This window comes from Vibrio panuliri (genome assembly GCF_009938205.1).
GTDB classification, from domain to species: domain Bacteria; phylum Pseudomonadota; class Gammaproteobacteria; order Enterobacterales; family Vibrionaceae; genus Vibrio; species Vibrio panuliri.
This window is the reverse complement of the sequence record NZ_AP019654.1, coordinates 313,272-328,868: the sequence shown is the minus strand read 5'-3', so window position 1 is coordinate 328,868 and position 15,597 is coordinate 313,272. Positions and strand designations below refer to the sequence as shown.

Here is a 15,597-nt window from a genome sequence, read left to right as displayed (position 1 = left end):
ACTTTAAAAAGTGAAAACAAACGGTCAAATCACCAAAGTTGTCTGCAATTTTTATACATGATGCAGACTCGATTTTGCCGGACTCAAATATGTTTTGCTTTCGCAAAACCCAAGAACACTTGAATGTGTTTTTGTGTATTCATAAATGAATACTTTGAGAACTTTACAAACAACAATAAATTGTTGTTTTGTCAGCTTTCCAAATTGTTAAAGAGCTAGATTTTACTTTCTACTTAAAGAAAGAAACCATTTTTAAAGATTCTTAAGGAAAAACCCTTAAAGATGGTATCCCGTAGGGGAGTCGAACCCCTGTTACCGCCGTGAAAGGGCGGTGTCCTAGGCCTCTAGACGAACGGGACACTAAGAAACTCTAAATAAACATATCAATCTGTGTGAACACTCATCGCAATAATCATCGTATAAGGAGGTGATCCAGCGCCAGGTTCCCCTAGCGCTACCTTGTTACGACTTCACCCCAGTCATGAACCACAAAGTGGTGAGCGTCCTCCCGAAGGTTAAACTACCCACTTCTTTTGCAGCCCACTCCCATGGTGTGACGGGCGGTGTGTACAAGGCCCGGGAACGTATTCACCGTGGCATTCTGATCCACGATTACTAGCGATTCCGACTTCATGGAGTCGAGTTGCAGACTCCAATCCGGACTACGACGTACTTTTTGGGATTCGCTCACTTTCGCAAGTTGGCTGCCCTCTGTATACGCCATTGTAGCACGTGTGTAGCCCTACTCGTAAGGGCCATGATGACTTGACGTCGTCCCCACCTTCCTCCGGTTTATCACCGGCAGTCTCCCCGAGTTCCCGACATTACTCGCTGGCAAACAAGGATAAGGGTTGCGCTCGTTGCGGGACTTAACCCAACATTTCACAACACGAGCTGACGACAGCCATGCAGCACCTGTCTCATAGTTCCCGAAGGCACCAAAGCATCTCTGCTAAGTTCTATGGATGTCAAGAGTAGGTAAGGTTCTTCGCGTTGCATCGAATTAAACCACATGCTCCACCGCTTGTGCGGGCCCCCGTCAATTCATTTGAGTTTTAATCTTGCGACCGTACTCCCCGGGCGGTCTACTTAACGCGTTAGCTCCGAAAGCCACGGCTCAAGGCCACAACCTCCAAGTAGACATCGTTTACGGCGTGGACTACCGGGGTATCTAATCCTGTTTGCTCCCCACGCTTTCGCATCTGAGTGTCAGTATCTGTCGGGGGGCCGCCTTCGCCACCGGTATTCCTTCAGATCTCTACGCATTTCACCGCTACACCTGAAATTCTACCCCCCCCTCTACAGTACTCTAGTCAGCCAGTTTCAAATGCAATTCCGAGGTTGAGCCCCGGGCTTTCACATCTGACTTAACTAACCACCTGCATGCGCTTTACGCCCAGTAATTCCGATTAACGCTCGCACCCTCCGTATTACCGCGGCTGCTGGCACGGAGTTAGCCGGTGCTTCTTCTGTCGCTAACGTCAAATCCATACGCTATTAACGCATGAACCTTCCTCACGACTGAAAGTACTTTACAACCCGAAGGCCTTCTTCATACACGCGGCATGGCTGCATCAGGCTTGCGCCCATTGTGCAATATTCCCCACTGCTGCCTCCCGTAGGAGTCTGGACCGTGTCTCAGTTCCAGTGTGGCTGATCATCCTCTCAGACCAGCTAGGGATCGTCGCCTTGGTGAGCCCTTACCTCACCAACTAGCTAATCCCACCTAGGCATATCCTGACGCGAGAGGCCCGAAGGTCCCCCTCTTTGGCCCGTAGGCATTATGCGGTATTAGCCATCGTTTCCAATGGTTATCCCCCACATCAGGGCAATTTCCTAGGCATTACTCACCCGTCCGCCGCTCGCCGCCCATAGACGCACCCGAAGGATTGTTTATGTCGCTGCCGCTCGACTTGCATGTGTTAGGCCTGCCGCCAGCGTTCAATCTGAGCCATGATCAAACTCTTCAATTTAAGATTTTGTCGACTCAATGAATACTGAACATTACATAGTAATGTTTGAATTGACTGTGCTGCTATTTCTAGCAATGGTCACTTCGTTTCATTGAAATCTAATTTGAAGCCTAAGCTTCTAATTTGGATTATCATCAACGAGTGCCCACACAGATTGATAGGTTTATATTGTTAAAGAGCTTTGTCTTTCAACGCGTTAGCGTCTCAGCGAGGTGCGTATAATACGCTTCCTACTTTGAAAGTCAACATAAAATTCTAAGAAAACTTAAAATTCTATGGTGACTTGTTTACTAAGTAAACAAAGTCGAAATTAAAGCCTGACGATGTCCTACTCTCACATGGGGAAGCCCCACACTACCATCGGCGCTAATTCGTTTCACTTCTGAGTTCGGCATGGAATCAGGTGGGTCCAAATCGCTATGGTCGCCAAGCAAAATTCTTTAATTCGGAAAGCTGTTTTGTGTTCTCTACACAATCAAGTTTTGTTCTTTCTTTGAGTCCATCAAAACCCCTTGGGTGTTGTATGGTTAAGCCTCACGGGCAATTAGTATCAGTTAGCTCAATGCCTCACAGCACTTACACACCTGACCTATCAACGTCGTAGTCTCCGACAACCCTTTAGGATACTTAAAGTATCAGGGAGAACTCATCTCAAGGCTCGCTTCCCGCTTAGATGCTTTCAGCGGTTATCGATTCCGAACTTAGCTACCGGGCAATGCGTCTGGCGACACAACCCGAACACCAGAGGTTCGTCCACTCCGGTCCTCTCGTACTAGGAGCAGCCCCTTTCAATTCTCCAACGCCCACGGCAGATAGGGACCGAACTGTCTCACGACGTTCTAAACCCAGCTCGCGTACCACTTTAAATGGCGAACAGCCATACCCTTGGGACCGACTTCAGCCCCGAGGATGTGATGAGCCGACATCGAGGTGCCAAACACCGCCGTCGATATGAACTCTTGGGCGGTATCAGCCTGTTATCCCCGGAGTACCTTTTATCCGTTGAGCGATGGCCCTTCCATACAGAACCACCGGATCACTATGACCTACTTTCGTACCTGCTCGAATTGTCATTCTCGCAGTTAAGCGGGCTTATGCCATTGCACTAACCACACGATGTCCAACCGTGTTTAGCCCACCTTCGTGCTCCTCCGTTACTCTTTGGGAGGAGACCGCCCCAGTCAAACTACCCACCGGGCACTGTCCGTAACCCCGATTAGGGGTCGACGTTAGAACATCAACACTACAAGGGTGGTATTTCAAGGACGGCTCCACACATACTGGCGTACGTGCTTCAAAGCCTCCCACCTATCCTACACATGTAGGGTCAATGTTCAGTGCCAAGCTGTAGTAAAGGTTCACGGGGTCTTTCCGTCTAGCCGCGGGTACACTGCATCTTCACAGCGATTTCAATTTCACTGAGTCTCGGGTGGAGACAGCGTGGCCATCATTACGCCATTCGTGCAGGTCGGAACTTACCCGACAAGGAATTTCGCTACCTTAGGACCGTTATAGTTACGGCCGCCGTTTACCGGGGCTTCGATCAAGAGCTTCGACCTAAGTCTAACCCCATCAATTAACCTTCCGGCACCGGGCAGGCGTCACACCGTATACGTCATCTTACGATTTTGCACAGTGCTGTGTTTTTAATAAACAGTTGCAGCCACCTGGTATCTGCGACTCTCAATAGCTCCATCCGCAAGGGACTTCACCGTCAAGAGCGTACCTTCTCCCGAAGTTACGGTACCATTTTGCCTAGTTCCTTCACCCGAGTTCTCTCAAGCGCCTTGGTATTCTCTACCCGACCACCTGTGTCGGTTTGGGGTACGATTCCTTACAATCTGAAGCTTAGAGGCTTTTCCCGGAAGCATGGCATCAATGACTTCACTACCGTAGTAGCTCGACATCGTGTCTCAGCCTTAAAAAAGAGCCGGATTTACCTAACTCTTAAGCCTACGCACTTGAACCGGACAACCGTCGCCGGGCCCACCTAGCCTTCTCCGTCCCCCCATCGCAATTGTAAGAAGTACGGGAATATTAACCCGTTTCCCATCGACTACGCCTTTCGGCCTCGCCTTAGGGGTCGACTTACCCTGCCCCGATTAACGTTGGACAGGAACCCTTGGTCTTCCGGCGAGGAGGTTTTTCACCCCCTTTATCGTTACTCATGTCAGCATTCGCACTTCTGATACCTCCAGCATGCTTTACAACACACCTTCAACGGCTTACAGAACGCTCCCCTACCCAATAACTAAAAGTTATTGCCGCAGCTTCGGTTTATAGCTTAGCCCCGTTACATCTTCCGCGCAGGCCGACTCGACTAGTGAGCTATTACGCTTTCTTTAAATGATGGCTGCTTCTAAGCCAACATCCTAGCTGTCTAAGCCTTCCCACATCGTTTCCCACTTAGCTATAATTTGGGACCTTAGCTGGCGGTCTGGGTTGTTTCCCTCTCCACGACGGACGTTAGCACCCGCCGTGTGTCTCCCGGATAGTACTTACTGGTATTCGGAGTTTGCAAAGGGTTGGTAAGTCGGGATGACCCCTAGCCTTAACAGTGCTCTACCCCCAGTAGTATTCGTCCGAGGCGCTACCTAAATAGCTTTCGGGGAGAACCAGCTATCTCCGGGTTTGATTGGCCTTTCACCCCTAGCCACAAGTCATCCGCTAATTTTTCAACATTAGTCGGTTCGGTCCTCCAGTTGATGTTACTCAACCTTCAACCTGCCCATGGCTAGATCACCTGGTTTCGGGTCTATATCCAGAGACTGAACGCCCAGTTAAGACTCGGTTTCCCTACGGCTCCCCTAGATGGTTAACCTTGCCACTGAATATAAGTCGCTGACCCATTATACAAAAGGTACGCAGTCACAGGACAAAGCCTGCTCCTACTGCTTGTACGTACACGGTTTCAGGTTCTATTTCACTCCCCTCACAGGGGTTCTTTTCGCCTTTCCCTCACGGTACTGGTTCACTATCGGTCAGTCAGTAGTATTTAGCCTTGGAGGATGGTCCCCCATATTCAGACAGGATAACACGTGTCCCGCCCTACTCGATTTCACTGAACACACATCGTCAACTACGGGACTATCACCCTGTATCGTCGGACTTTCCAGACCGGTTCGTCTAACGCGTGTAAAGCTTAAGGGCTAGTCCAATTTCGCTCGCCGCTACTTTCGGAATCTCGGTTGATTTCTTTTCCTCGGGGTACTTAGATGTTTCAGTTCCCCGGTTCGCCTCGTTATGCTATGTATTCACATAACGATACTTACTTATGTAAGTGGGTTTCCCCATTCGGAAATCCCAGACTCAAGTGGCTTTTACTGCCTAATCTGGGCTTATCGCAAGTTAATACGTCCTTCATCGCCTCTGACTGCCAAGGCATCCACCGTGTACGCTTAGTCACTTAACCATACAACCCGAAGGAGTTTCGAGTTGCCAATTTACTTTCACTTTAAAAAGTGAAAACAAACGGTCAAATCACCAAAGTTGTCTGCAATTTTTATACATGATGCAGACTCGATTTTGCCGGACTCAAATATGTTTTGCTTTCGCAAAACCCAAGAACACTTGAATGTGTTTTTGTGTATTCATAAATGAATACTTTGAGAACTTTACAAACAACAATAAATTGTTGTTTTGTCAGCTTTCCAAATTGTTAAAGAGCTATGTTAGCTACAAGCTTACGCTTGTGAACTATCAATCTGTGTGGACACTCATCACGATAATCATCGTATAAGGAGGTGATCCAGCGCCAGGTTCCCCTAGCGCTACCTTGTTACGACTTCACCCCAGTCATGAACCACAAAGTGGTGAGCGTCCTCCCGAAGGTTAAACTACCCACTTCTTTTGCAGCCCACTCCCATGGTGTGACGGGCGGTGTGTACAAGGCCCGGGAACGTATTCACCGTGGCATTCTGATCCACGATTACTAGCGATTCCGACTTCATGGAGTCGAGTTGCAGACTCCAATCCGGACTACGACGTACTTTTTGGGATTCGCTCACTTTCGCAAGTTGGCTGCCCTCTGTATACGCCATTGTAGCACGTGTGTAGCCCTACTCGTAAGGGCCATGATGACTTGACGTCGTCCCCACCTTCCTCCGGTTTATCACCGGCAGTCTCCCTGGAGTTCCCGACATTACTCGCTGGCAAACAAGGATAAGGGTTGCGCTCGTTGCGGGACTTAACCCAACATTTCACAACACGAGCTGACGACAGCCATGCAGCACCTGTCTCATAGTTCCCGAAGGCACCAAAGCATCTCTGCTAAGTTCTATGGATGTCAAGAGTAGGTAAGGTTCTTCGCGTTGCATCGAATTAAACCACATGCTCCACCGCTTGTGCGGGCCCCCGTCAATTCATTTGAGTTTTAATCTTGCGACCGTACTCCCCGGGCGGTCTACTTAACGCGTTAGCTCCGAAAGCCACGGCTCAAGGCCACAACCTCCAAGTAGACATCGTTTACGGCGTGGACTACCGGGGTATCTAATCCTGTTTGCTCCCCACGCTTTCGCATCTGAGTGTCAGTATCTGTCCGGGGGCCGCCTTCGCCACCGGTATTCCTTCAGATCTCTACGCATTTCACCGCTACACCTGAAATTCTACCCCCCTCTACAGTACTCTAGTCAGCCAGTTTCAAATGCAATTCCGAGGTTGAGCCCCGGGCTTTCACATCTGACTTAACTAACCACCTGCATGCGCTTTACGCCCAGTAATTCCGATTAACGCTCGCACCCTCCGTATTACCGCGGCTGCTGGCACGGAGTTAGCCGGTGCTTCTTCTGTCGCTAACGTCAAATCCATACGCTATTAACGTATGAACCTTCCTCACGACTGAAAGTACTTTACAACCCGAAGGCCTTCTTCATACACGCGGCATGGCTGCATCAGGCTTGCGCCCATTGTGCAATATTCCCCACTGCTGCCTCCCGTAGGAGTCTGGACCGTGTCTCAGTTCCAGTGTGGCTGATCATCCTCTCAGACCAGCTAGGGATCGTCGCCTTGGTGAGCCCTTACCTCACCAACTAGCTAATCCCACCTAGGCATATCCTGACGCGAGAGGCCCGAAGGTCCCCCTCTTTGGCCCGTAGGCATTATGCGGTATTAGCCATCGTTTCCAATGGTTATCCCCCACATCAGGGCAATTTCCTAGGCATTACTCACCCGTCCGCCGCTCGCCGCCCATAGACGCACCCGAAGGATTGTTTATGTCGCTGCCGCTCGACTTGCATGTGTTAGGCCTGCCGCCAGCGTTCAATCTGAGCCATGATCAAACTCTTCAATTTAAGATTTTGTTCGACTCAATGAATACTGAACATTACATAGTAATGTTTGAATTGACTGTGCTGCTATTTCTAGCAATGGTCACTTCGTTTCATTGAAATCTAATTTGAAGCCTAAGCTTCTAATTTGGATTATCATCAACGAGTGCCCACACAGATTGATAGGTTCTTATTTTTAAAGAGCAACTCTTCTTTGTGACTCACATCACTTGGAAGAGGCGGCCATTCTAACGAGATAATTTGTTGTGTCAAACACTTTTTCAATTTATTTCGTCTTTCTTTTTGACCTTGCCGATTAGCGCTAAACCCTTATGGAGCCTTGCCTCGTCGACAGGGGGGCATTATAGAGATCGCCATCACATTGGCAAGCGTTATTTTGCAAAAATTACAAAAATAACGCTTACATGCCGTTTTTTTATTCAAAGCTTTATTTATTCATTTTTACCCCAAACAAGCCAACAACTCATCCACAAAGTTATCCACATACTGTGATTTTTTAAGCATAAAAAAGGCTGCATTACGCAGCCTTTTCGTTACTCATCAAACTAAATTCCTGAACCGTGCTCTTCTCCATCATCCTCATGAAGCCCACATTCACGTTTCAAACCAAAGAATCGAGTATCTTCTTCTTTCATCCCTGGTTCCCACTTTCTTGTTGTATGCGTATCACCGACAGAAAGGTATCCCTCTTCTCTTAAAGGATGATAAGGCAGACCATGCTCTTCTAAGTAGTAGTGCACATCTTTATTACTCCAGTCGATAACCGGTAAAAACTTAAATACACCATTTTGAATCGAAAGAATCGGTAAGTTAGCTCGTGACTGAGATTGTTCACGACGCAAACCAGAGAACCAGGTTCCCACCTGAAGTTCATCTAAAGCACGACGCATTGGCTCTACTTTATTTAGCTTGTTGTATTTCTCGATACCTTCAACACCCAGTTCCCACAATTTACCGTGCACCGCTTCTTGCCATACTGGACTTTGCTGTGCGCGATAAACTTTCAGGTTCAAACCAAGTTGCTGAGTCAGTTGTTCAATAAACTGGTAAGTCTCAGGAAACAGGTAACCAGTATCCGTCAATATCACTGGAATATCAGGTTTAGCTTGCGTGACTAAGTGCAACATCACTGCAGCTTGAACACCAAAGCTTGAAGAGACCGCAAACTCACCAGCGAGATTTTCCACCGCCCAACTCACTCGCTGCTGAGCCGTCATTTTCTCTAGTTCCGCATTGATAACCCCCAGCTGAAGTATCTGCTCGGTTTTGGTTAGGGCAAGTAGTTGCTTTAAATTAAGCGGTGTAGTGATTGAATCAAGCATGCAAATCCCTCTTTGATACGATGACTTCCGCAACTATCCCGGCGCGAATGACGAAATCACCAAAGCACTCATCTTTATTACGCTCTTTCGCCCAACGCCCCACCAGCAGATCGATTTCTTCTAGGATCTGTTTATCGGTAATGTTCTCTTTATACATCTTAGGAATACGAGTCCCGCCTTTATTACCACCAAGATGCAGGTTGTAACGTCCTGGAGCTTTACCCACTAGACCAATTTCAGCCAACATTGCTCGACCGCACCCATTAGGGCAGCCGGTAACACGTAAGATGATATTGTCTTCTTTCTCTAAACCATGTTTATCAAGAATGCCTTCTACGTCGGTTACGAACTGTGGGAGGAAACGTTCTGCTTCCGCCATCGCCAACGGGCAAGTTGGGAACGCCACACACGCCATTGAGTTTTTGCGCTGCTCACTCACCGAATCATCCATCAGCCCATGCTCTCGCGCAATTTTCTCTATCTTAGCTTTATTGGATTTAGAAACGCCTGCGACGATTAAGTTTTGGTTTGCTGTCATTCGGAAGTCACCTTTGTGGATCTTGGCAATTTCAGCCATCCCCGTTTTAAGTGGCTTACCCGGAAAATCTAGCAAACGACCATTTTCGATGAACAGAGCAAGGTGATGCTTACCATCGATGCCTTCTACCCAACCGATGCGATCTCCTCGCTCGGTAAACTCATAAGGTCGGCTGGACGCAAACTTGACGTCAGCGCGCTTCTCTACTTCGGCTTTGAATACATCAATACCGACGCGGTCAAGCGTATATTTGGTTTTGGCGTTTTTACGATTTGAGCGGTTCCCCCAATCTCGCTGCGTCGTGACAACAGCGGCGGCAACATCTAATGTCTTATCTAGTGGGACATAACCAAAGTCATCTGCACGACGTGCATACGTCGACGTATCACCATGCGTCATTGCAAGACCACCACCCACCAGCACATTAAAGCCAACTAGCTTGCCGTTTTCAGCAATGGCAACAAAGTTCAGGTCATTGGCATGCACATCCACATCATTTTGTGGGGGAATGACTACTGTGGTTTTGAACTTACGTGGTAAATAGTGCTTACCAAGAATAGGCTCATCATCTTCGGTCGTTTCTACTTTCTCACCATCTAACCAAATCTCAGCATAAGCTTTGGTTTTAGGTAGCAGATGTTCACTGATCTTTTTCGCCCATTCGTACGCTTCTTGATGAAGTTCAGATTCCACAGGGTTGGTGGTACAAAGCACATTACGATTCACATCACCTGCGGTAGCGATGGAATCAATACCAATACTATTTAGCGTTTGGTGCATCAGCTTAATATTGGGCTTTAAGACACCATGGAACTGAAACGTCTGACGAGTGGTTAAACGAATACTGCCATACAGTGAATGTTCACTGGCAAACTTATCGATGGCTAACCACTGCTTTGGCGTAATGATGCCACCCGGCATACGTGCACGTAGCATCACATTGTGCAAAGGTTCGAGTTTCTGTTTTGCACGCTCATTACGAATGTCGCGGTCATCTTGCTGATACATACCGTGAAAACGGATCAGTTGGAAATTATCCGCGGTAAAGCCACCCGTAATACGATCTTGCAGGTCTTGCTCTATGGTGCCGCGAAGAAAATTACTTTCGCGCTTTAAGCGTTCATTGTCAGCATAAGGACCTAATACTTCACCAAGTACTTGTTGTTGTTCTTTGCTCATTAGTACACATCCCTTTGGTAACGTTTTTCCTTACGCAGATTATTAATAAACTCTTCTGCTTGTTCTTTACTTAGTTTGCCGTGCTCTTGCGCGATAGAAACCAATGCCTCGTGGACATCTTTCGCCATGCGAGTTGCATCACCACAGACATATAGATAGGCACCGTCTTCAATCCACTGCCACACTTGGGCACCGTTTTCTAACAGGCGATGTTGAACATACACTTTCTCTTGCTGGTCTCGACTAAAGGCAACATCGAGTTGCGTCAGCAAACCTGACTTAAGGTATTTTTGCCACTCCACCTGGTAGAGGAAATCTTGAGTAAAGGTACGATCGCCAAAGAATAACCAGTTCTTTCCTTCAGCATCTCGATTATCACGCTCTTGAATAAAACTGCGGAATGGCGCAATCCCCGTACCTGGACCAATCATGATCACTGGCGTGTTGTCATCTTGAGGAAGTTTGAAGTTATTGTTGTTTTCAATAAACACCTTAACTTCTCCTCCCTCTTCTAAACGGTGAGAGAGGTAACTTGATGCGCCACCAAAGCGGGTATCTTCACCTTGTTGGTACTCAACCACCCCAACAGTAAGATGAACTTCGTCTTCCACTTCAGATTGGGCTGAGGCTATAGAGTAAAGACGAGGCGTCAACCGGCGGAGCAAGCCAACCAGTTCTTGTGCACTCAATTTGGTTTTCTTCTCAGCCAGTACGTCGATAACTTGAGTATTGCCCGCGTACTCGCGCAGTTTGTCTTTATCTTCCACCAGCTTTTGCAGTTTTTTACTGCCTGACAATTCAGCAAATTTGGTGACTAACTGTGGATTGGCTGCAGTGATTTCATATTTCGCCACCAGAGCGCTGTGAATCGAAAGGCTTTCTCCGTCTACATCAACGCTTTCTACTCCAGACAGACCGGCTTTGGCCAAAATAGCATTAGCAAGCTCAGAGCTATTTTGGTACCAGACACCCAAAGCATCACCTGGTTGATAAGTAATGCCTGAGCCATCGAGATCAATTTCAATATGGCGGACATCCTTACCTGAATCTCGCCCAGTAATTTTCTGACTGGTTAATAGTGTCGCGGTATAGGGATTTTGCTTGTTGTATTGCGAGTGGCCAGCCGCAGCTTGCCCTACAGGCAATTGTACGACTTCCGCTTCAGCGCCTGATGAGAGATCATCTTTGACAGTATCGAGTGCTTTCTCGCGCCACTCTTTAGCTGGCGCTTCGTAATCGACATCACAATCAATACGATCAATAAAAGATGTCGCACCCAACTTTGCTAAGTAAGCATCAAAATCTTTACCGGTTTGACAGAAAAACTCGTAACTAGAATCACCCAGACCAATAACACCGTATTTTAAGTTTGGTAGCTTTGGCGCTTTCTTTGATTGCAAAAACTCATGCAGTTCGATGGCATTATCCGGCGCCTCACCTTCACCATTGGTAGAAGCAACTACGATAACGTGAGTCTCTTTGGCTAGGTTCTTACCTTTGTAGTCACTAGCATCAAATAGCTCAACGGCAATACCTTGAGCTTTCGCTTCTTGCTCTAGCTCTTCGGCGACACCTTTGGCGTTACCTGTTTGCGAAGCAAAGATAATGGTTAACTTACCCGCCGGTTTGGCTGCGACTGAAGCCGCGGCTTGACTAATCGGCGCTGCGGCGGCTGCAGGTTGATTTTGGGCTAAACCCCAGAAGTAACCACTCACCCATGCCAGTTGCTGAGAAGACAAACTTGATACCGTTTGCTGTAACTGACCTAATTGTTGATCATTAAGAGGGCTAGCGATTGATGGTAGTTCTGGTGTATTTGCTTGCGAGAGCTCTCCATTGGCTGAAGACTCTTTCTTATTTAAAGACATGGTCTCGACATCCCTGTTCATTGCGTGGTGATAGATTAACCACTCTTTTTAATAACAAGAAAGAATAGAAGTGAATGTTTTATAACTTTTGGGAGTAACGCGGGGCTGAAGGCAGCAAGATAATCGCACTTTACCGCCATCGGTTTATCAATAGATCGGACGTTTTTGGCAACGTAGTGCGTTACCAATATGTACGTTAAAGAGGCCGCTGATCTTCAATGCGCACTTGATTAAATCCGACTGCCATGGCGGATTTGGAAGCCACATCGAGATTGCCATAATGACACTCTTCGCCATGAGCATCAGTCAGGAGAAGGAAACCACCTTGAGCGTGACGAAACTCAACAACCCATAACCCTTCCTCGGCAGAGGGTTCAATGATGGCCTCGACTAACTGATTTTCTCTGTATAGCGCGCGCAGTTCGTTGATGGTCATAATTATTTCTCTACATAACGATCCTTGTCTCTTTAAGCATGGTTCATCAGGAGAAAACTGCTAATAAAAACTTAAGCTTTATCGTAAAAAGGTATAAAAAAACGCCATTACATAATGACGTTTAAAAAATGATCGTGCTCAGCAACTTCATATCGTTATCAAGTTACGACCCAGCCACGCTATCGCTCAGCACTGCAGTCCATTAGGCTTTTAGATTTGCACAATGATTATCTCGATGTATGCACATGGTTTTTGAAGAACCAAATACCAATCGCGATGACAATCAACCATGGCAATATTTTAATCACTGCGCCGACCATACCAAGCAGTACCATAATCGCTAATGCAAAACCCGCCGCGGCAAATACTGTTAACATAGTGACACCCGTCACCAATAACGTCGCAATAAAAATCAGAACAAAGATAATCTCAAACATAACGTTTCTCCTTTCTTTCTCTGAGATATCGCAGGAAGTATGCCAAGTTTGCGACACGATCCATCTTATTGATTTTATTGAATTAACAAAAAAGCCCTCAAAATGAGAGCTTTTAATCATCACTAAGTAGGTATTTTTTACCACTATGGTTGGTAAATTTTACACATTTAGCTCTTTAGGGATTTTTGCCAGCGCCGCTTCAACAACTTCAATACCAGAGCCTGGCTTATGTGCGTTTTCACTAATATGGCGGCGCCATTGACGTGCTCCCGGCATATTTTGGAACAATCCCAACATATGACGAGTGATGTGACCTAAGTAAACCCCTTTCGATAATTGCGCTTCAATGTACGGGTACATTTCCTCGACAACCTGAGTACGCTTCTTCACGGGTTTATCTAAACCAAAAATCTGCTGATCGACTTCCGCTAGAATGTAAGGGTTTTGATACGCTTCACGCCCCACCATTACACCATCTAAATGCAATAGGTGTTCTTTGGTCTCTTCAAGGGTTTTTACTCCACCGTTTACGGCAATCACCAAATGAGAGAAATCTTTCTTGAGTTGATAAGCTCGAGGGTAATCCAATGGTGGAATTTCACGGTTCTCTTTCGGGCTCAAACCAGACAACCAAGCTTTACGCGCGTGAATAGTAAACTGCTCACAGCCGCCTTTTTCAGAAACCGTTGAAACAAAGTCGGTCAAAAACTCATACGAGTCTTGATCATCAATACCAATGCGCGTCTTTACGTTAACTGGAATATCCACCACTTCTTTCATCGCCGCAACACATTCAGCCACCAGCAATGGTTCTGCCATCAGGCAAGCACCGAAACGACCGTTTTGCACACGATCTGATGGGCAGCCAACGTTTAGGTTAATTTCATCATAACCGCGCTCTGCCGCTAACTTGGCGCAAGTCGCAAGGTCCGCAGGATTAGAACCACCCAATTGCAGTACCAATGGATGCTCTTCCTCGTTGTATGCAAGGAAATCGCCTTTACCATGGATAATGGCGCCGGTAGTCACCATTTCTGTATACAGTTGAGTCTCGCTAGAAAGTAAGCGATGAAAGTATCGACAGTGACGGTCGGTCCAATCCAACATTGGAGCGATAGAGAACTTGCACGAGTGAGTCATAAGTCTGATTCCAGTCTAATGAAGTAGGTTAAAGCCAAAAATAGGGCGAATATTGTAATCTCTTCCCAAGTTAGGTGCCAATTTATCTTCAATAGTATCGTTTTCTTAGATATTTTGATAAGTTAGATAGATCTAAAGTACGGCAAACTGATTCACCTCGATACTTGAGTAAAGTCTCGTAGGTCTTATCATAATGACTCGAATAATGCCCACTGCTCATAATTGAGTGGTATATTATTGAAAAGTCCAATCGTTATGGTGGAAAATTTGGACCACAAGCTACTCAAACAAATCGAAGACATTTGTGCGGCAAGAGGCGTTAGGTTAACGCCGCAACGAAAGCAGGTTTTTCAATTAATCTGTGCTAGCCCAAAGGCATCTAGCGCTTACGAATTGCTAGAGCAACTTAAGCTCAGTGAACCTCAGGCAAAGCCACCAACAGTCTATCGTGCTCTAGACTTTTTATTGGAACAAGGTTTTATCCATCGAGTCGAGTCAACGAACAGTTTTATTCAATGTTGCTCGTGTAACGCACATAAACATTACTCGCATCTTCTAATCTGCGACAAATGTAGTAACGTTATTGAACTGCAGGATGATAGTTTGGTAGCCTTATTGGCTAGTAATGCAGAAAAGCATGGCTTTAAGATCACCAATCACGTGATTGAGTCACATGGTGTTTGTCAGTCATGCCTCGCTGATATTAAAGAATAAAGATATAGAAGAAGAATATGCGCGCTGAATTTGTAAACCCGTTTTTGGCTTCATTGATGAACGTCCTGAAAACGATGGCTTCACTAGAACTGAAGCCGCAAAAGCCTCGTGTAAAGAAAGATGAAATCGCACGTGGTGATGTGTCAGGTCTAATCGGGATGGTTGGTCCGCAAACTCGCGGTTCTATGTCGATTACTTTTGATGAAAGCTTAGCACTAGAAATTATGCAAAATATGCTAGGCGAGCGCCCTAACGGCTTAAATGACGAAGTGACCGATATGGTTGGTGAGATTACCAATATGGTGACTGGTGGTGCTAAACGCATTTTAGCGGAAAGTGGCTTCGACTTTGATATGGCGACGCCTGTCGTTGTGTCTGGTAAAGGTCATACCATACGTCATAAGTGTGAAGGTGCAATCATCATCATGCCATTTACCTCTCAATGGGGTAACGCTTTTATCGAAATTTGCTTCGAGTAGCCGTTGACCTACCCATATTCAAAAAGCTTCCCTCGGGAAGCTTTTTCCATTTTTACCCCTGGTGAGAGCTTTTAGCACATGGGTAACCAAAACCTGTAAAAGATAGTTAAACGAGCTCTTGACCTATCGGTAACCTTTCACTAAACACAACCTCAACAAGCTCTAAGATCATCATAACCCAATAACTCTTACAGTTGACTAGCTAAGGCACATCACGGTTACAAGC

At 46.5% G+C, this 15,597-nt stretch carries 8 protein-coding genes, 1 tRNA gene and 4 rRNA genes; 2 read left to right on the top strand and 11 right to left on the bottom strand.

Going from position 1 to position 15,597, the window contains the following annotated elements; genetic code table 11:
- Nucleotides 1–283: 283 nt before the first annotated feature.
- The 11 genes from GZK95_RS01575 to dusA all read right to left on the bottom strand — a co-directional run bounded on the left by GZK95_RS01575 (nt 284) and on the right by dusA (nt 14,178).
- Nucleotides 284–359 (bottom strand) — tRNA-Glu (locus GZK95_RS01575).
- 61 nt (nt 360–420) lie between these two features.
- Nucleotides 421–1,973 (bottom strand): 16S ribosomal RNA (locus GZK95_RS01570).
- Between the two features lie 315 nt (nt 1,974–2,288).
- Nucleotides 2,289–2,404: ribosomal RNA gene (gene rrf, locus GZK95_RS01565) — 5S ribosomal RNA — on the bottom strand.
- 92 nt (nt 2,405–2,496) lie between these two features.
- Nucleotides 2,497–5,385, bottom strand: a 23S ribosomal RNA gene (locus tag GZK95_RS01560).
- A gap of 324 nt (nt 5,386–5,709) precedes the next feature.
- Nucleotides 5,710–7,261, bottom strand: a 16S ribosomal RNA gene (locus tag GZK95_RS01555).
- The 16S, 23S and 5S rRNA genes sit together here with 1 tRNA gene alongside, the layout of an rRNA operon.
- A gap of 542 nt (nt 7,262–7,803) precedes the next feature.
- On the bottom strand, nt 7,804–8,580 hold the full coding sequence (locus GZK95_RS01550) for a phosphoadenylyl-sulfate reductase (RefSeq protein ID WP_075711332.1): 777 nt from the start codon (nt 8,578–8,580) through the stop codon (nt 7,804–7,806).
- The gene (gene cysI, locus GZK95_RS01545; RefSeq protein ID WP_075716333.1) at nt 8,573–10,297 is read right to left on the bottom strand and encodes an assimilatory sulfite reductase (NADPH) hemoprotein subunit; all 1,725 of its coding nucleotides are present in this window, start codon (nt 10,295–10,297) and stop codon (nt 8,573–8,575) included. Before cysI ends, GZK95_RS01550 begins: the two co-directional genes overlap by 8 nt.
- Nucleotides 10,297–12,186 (bottom strand): assimilatory sulfite reductase (NADPH) flavoprotein subunit, encoded by a 1,890-nt coding sequence (locus GZK95_RS01540; RefSeq protein ID WP_404817637.1) that lies wholly within the window; start codon nt 12,184–12,186, stop codon nt 10,297–10,299. Before GZK95_RS01540 ends, cysI begins: the two co-directional genes overlap by 1 nt.
- A 175-nt stretch (nt 12,187–12,361) precedes the next feature.
- Nucleotides 12,362–12,601: a hypothetical protein gene (locus GZK95_RS01535; protein ID WP_075711326.1), complete on the bottom strand. Its 240-nt coding sequence runs from the start codon at nt 12,599–12,601 to the stop codon at nt 12,362–12,364.
- Between the two features lie 227 nt (nt 12,602–12,828).
- The gene (gene pspG, locus GZK95_RS01530; protein ID WP_075716331.1) at nt 12,829–13,038 is read right to left on the bottom strand and encodes an envelope stress response protein PspG; all 210 of its coding nucleotides are present in this window, start codon (nt 13,036–13,038) and stop codon (nt 12,829–12,831) included.
- Between the two features lie 159 nt (nt 13,039–13,197).
- The gene (gene dusA / locus GZK95_RS01525) at nt 13,198–14,178 is read right to left on the bottom strand and encodes a tRNA dihydrouridine(20/20a) synthase DusA (RefSeq protein WP_075716330.1); all 981 of its coding nucleotides are present in this window, start codon (nt 14,176–14,178) and stop codon (nt 13,198–13,200) included.
- Between the two features lie 255 nt (nt 14,179–14,433).
- On the opposite strand from dusA, the gene zur reads away from it, so the two are divergent.
- Nucleotides 14,434–14,892, top strand: coding sequence for a zinc uptake transcriptional repressor Zur (zur, locus tag GZK95_RS01520; RefSeq protein ID WP_075711320.1), 459 nt, complete (start codon nt 14,434–14,436; stop codon nt 14,890–14,892).
- A 17-nt stretch (nt 14,893–14,909) separates the two neighbouring features.
- Nucleotides 14,910–15,371, top strand: coding sequence for a chemotaxis protein CheX (locus tag GZK95_RS01515; protein WP_075651917.1), 462 nt, complete (start codon nt 14,910–14,912; stop codon nt 15,369–15,371).
- Nucleotides 15,372–15,597 lie beyond the last annotated feature (226 nt).

Coding starts and splice junctions, on each gene's coding strand:
- cysI (WP_075716333.1), bottom strand. CDS start 10,297: ATGAGCAAAGAACAACAACAAGTACTTGGTGAAGTATTAGGTCCTTAT.
- dusA (WP_075716330.1), bottom strand. CDS start 14,178: ATGACTCACTCGTGCAAGTTCTCTATCGCTCCAATGTTGGATTGGACC.
- pspG (WP_075716331.1), bottom strand. CDS start 13,038: ATGTTTGAGATTATCTTTGTTCTGATTTTTATTGCGACGTTATTGGTG.
- GZK95_RS01550 (WP_075711332.1), bottom strand. CDS start 8,580: ATGCTTGATTCAATCACTACACCGCTTAATTTAAAGCAACTACTTGCC.
- GZK95_RS01540 (WP_404817637.1), bottom strand. CDS start 12,186: ATGAACAGGGATGTCGAGACCATGTCTTTAAATAAGAAAGAGTCTTCA.
- GZK95_RS01515 (WP_075651917.1), top strand. CDS start 14,910: ATGCGCGCTGAATTTGTAAACCCGTTTTTGGCTTCATTGATGAACGTC.
- zur (WP_075711320.1), top strand. CDS start 14,434: ATGGTGGAAAATTTGGACCACAAGCTACTCAAACAAATCGAAGACATT.
- GZK95_RS01535 (WP_075711326.1), bottom strand. CDS start 12,601: ATGACCATCAACGAACTGCGCGCGCTATACAGAGAAAATCAGTTAGTC.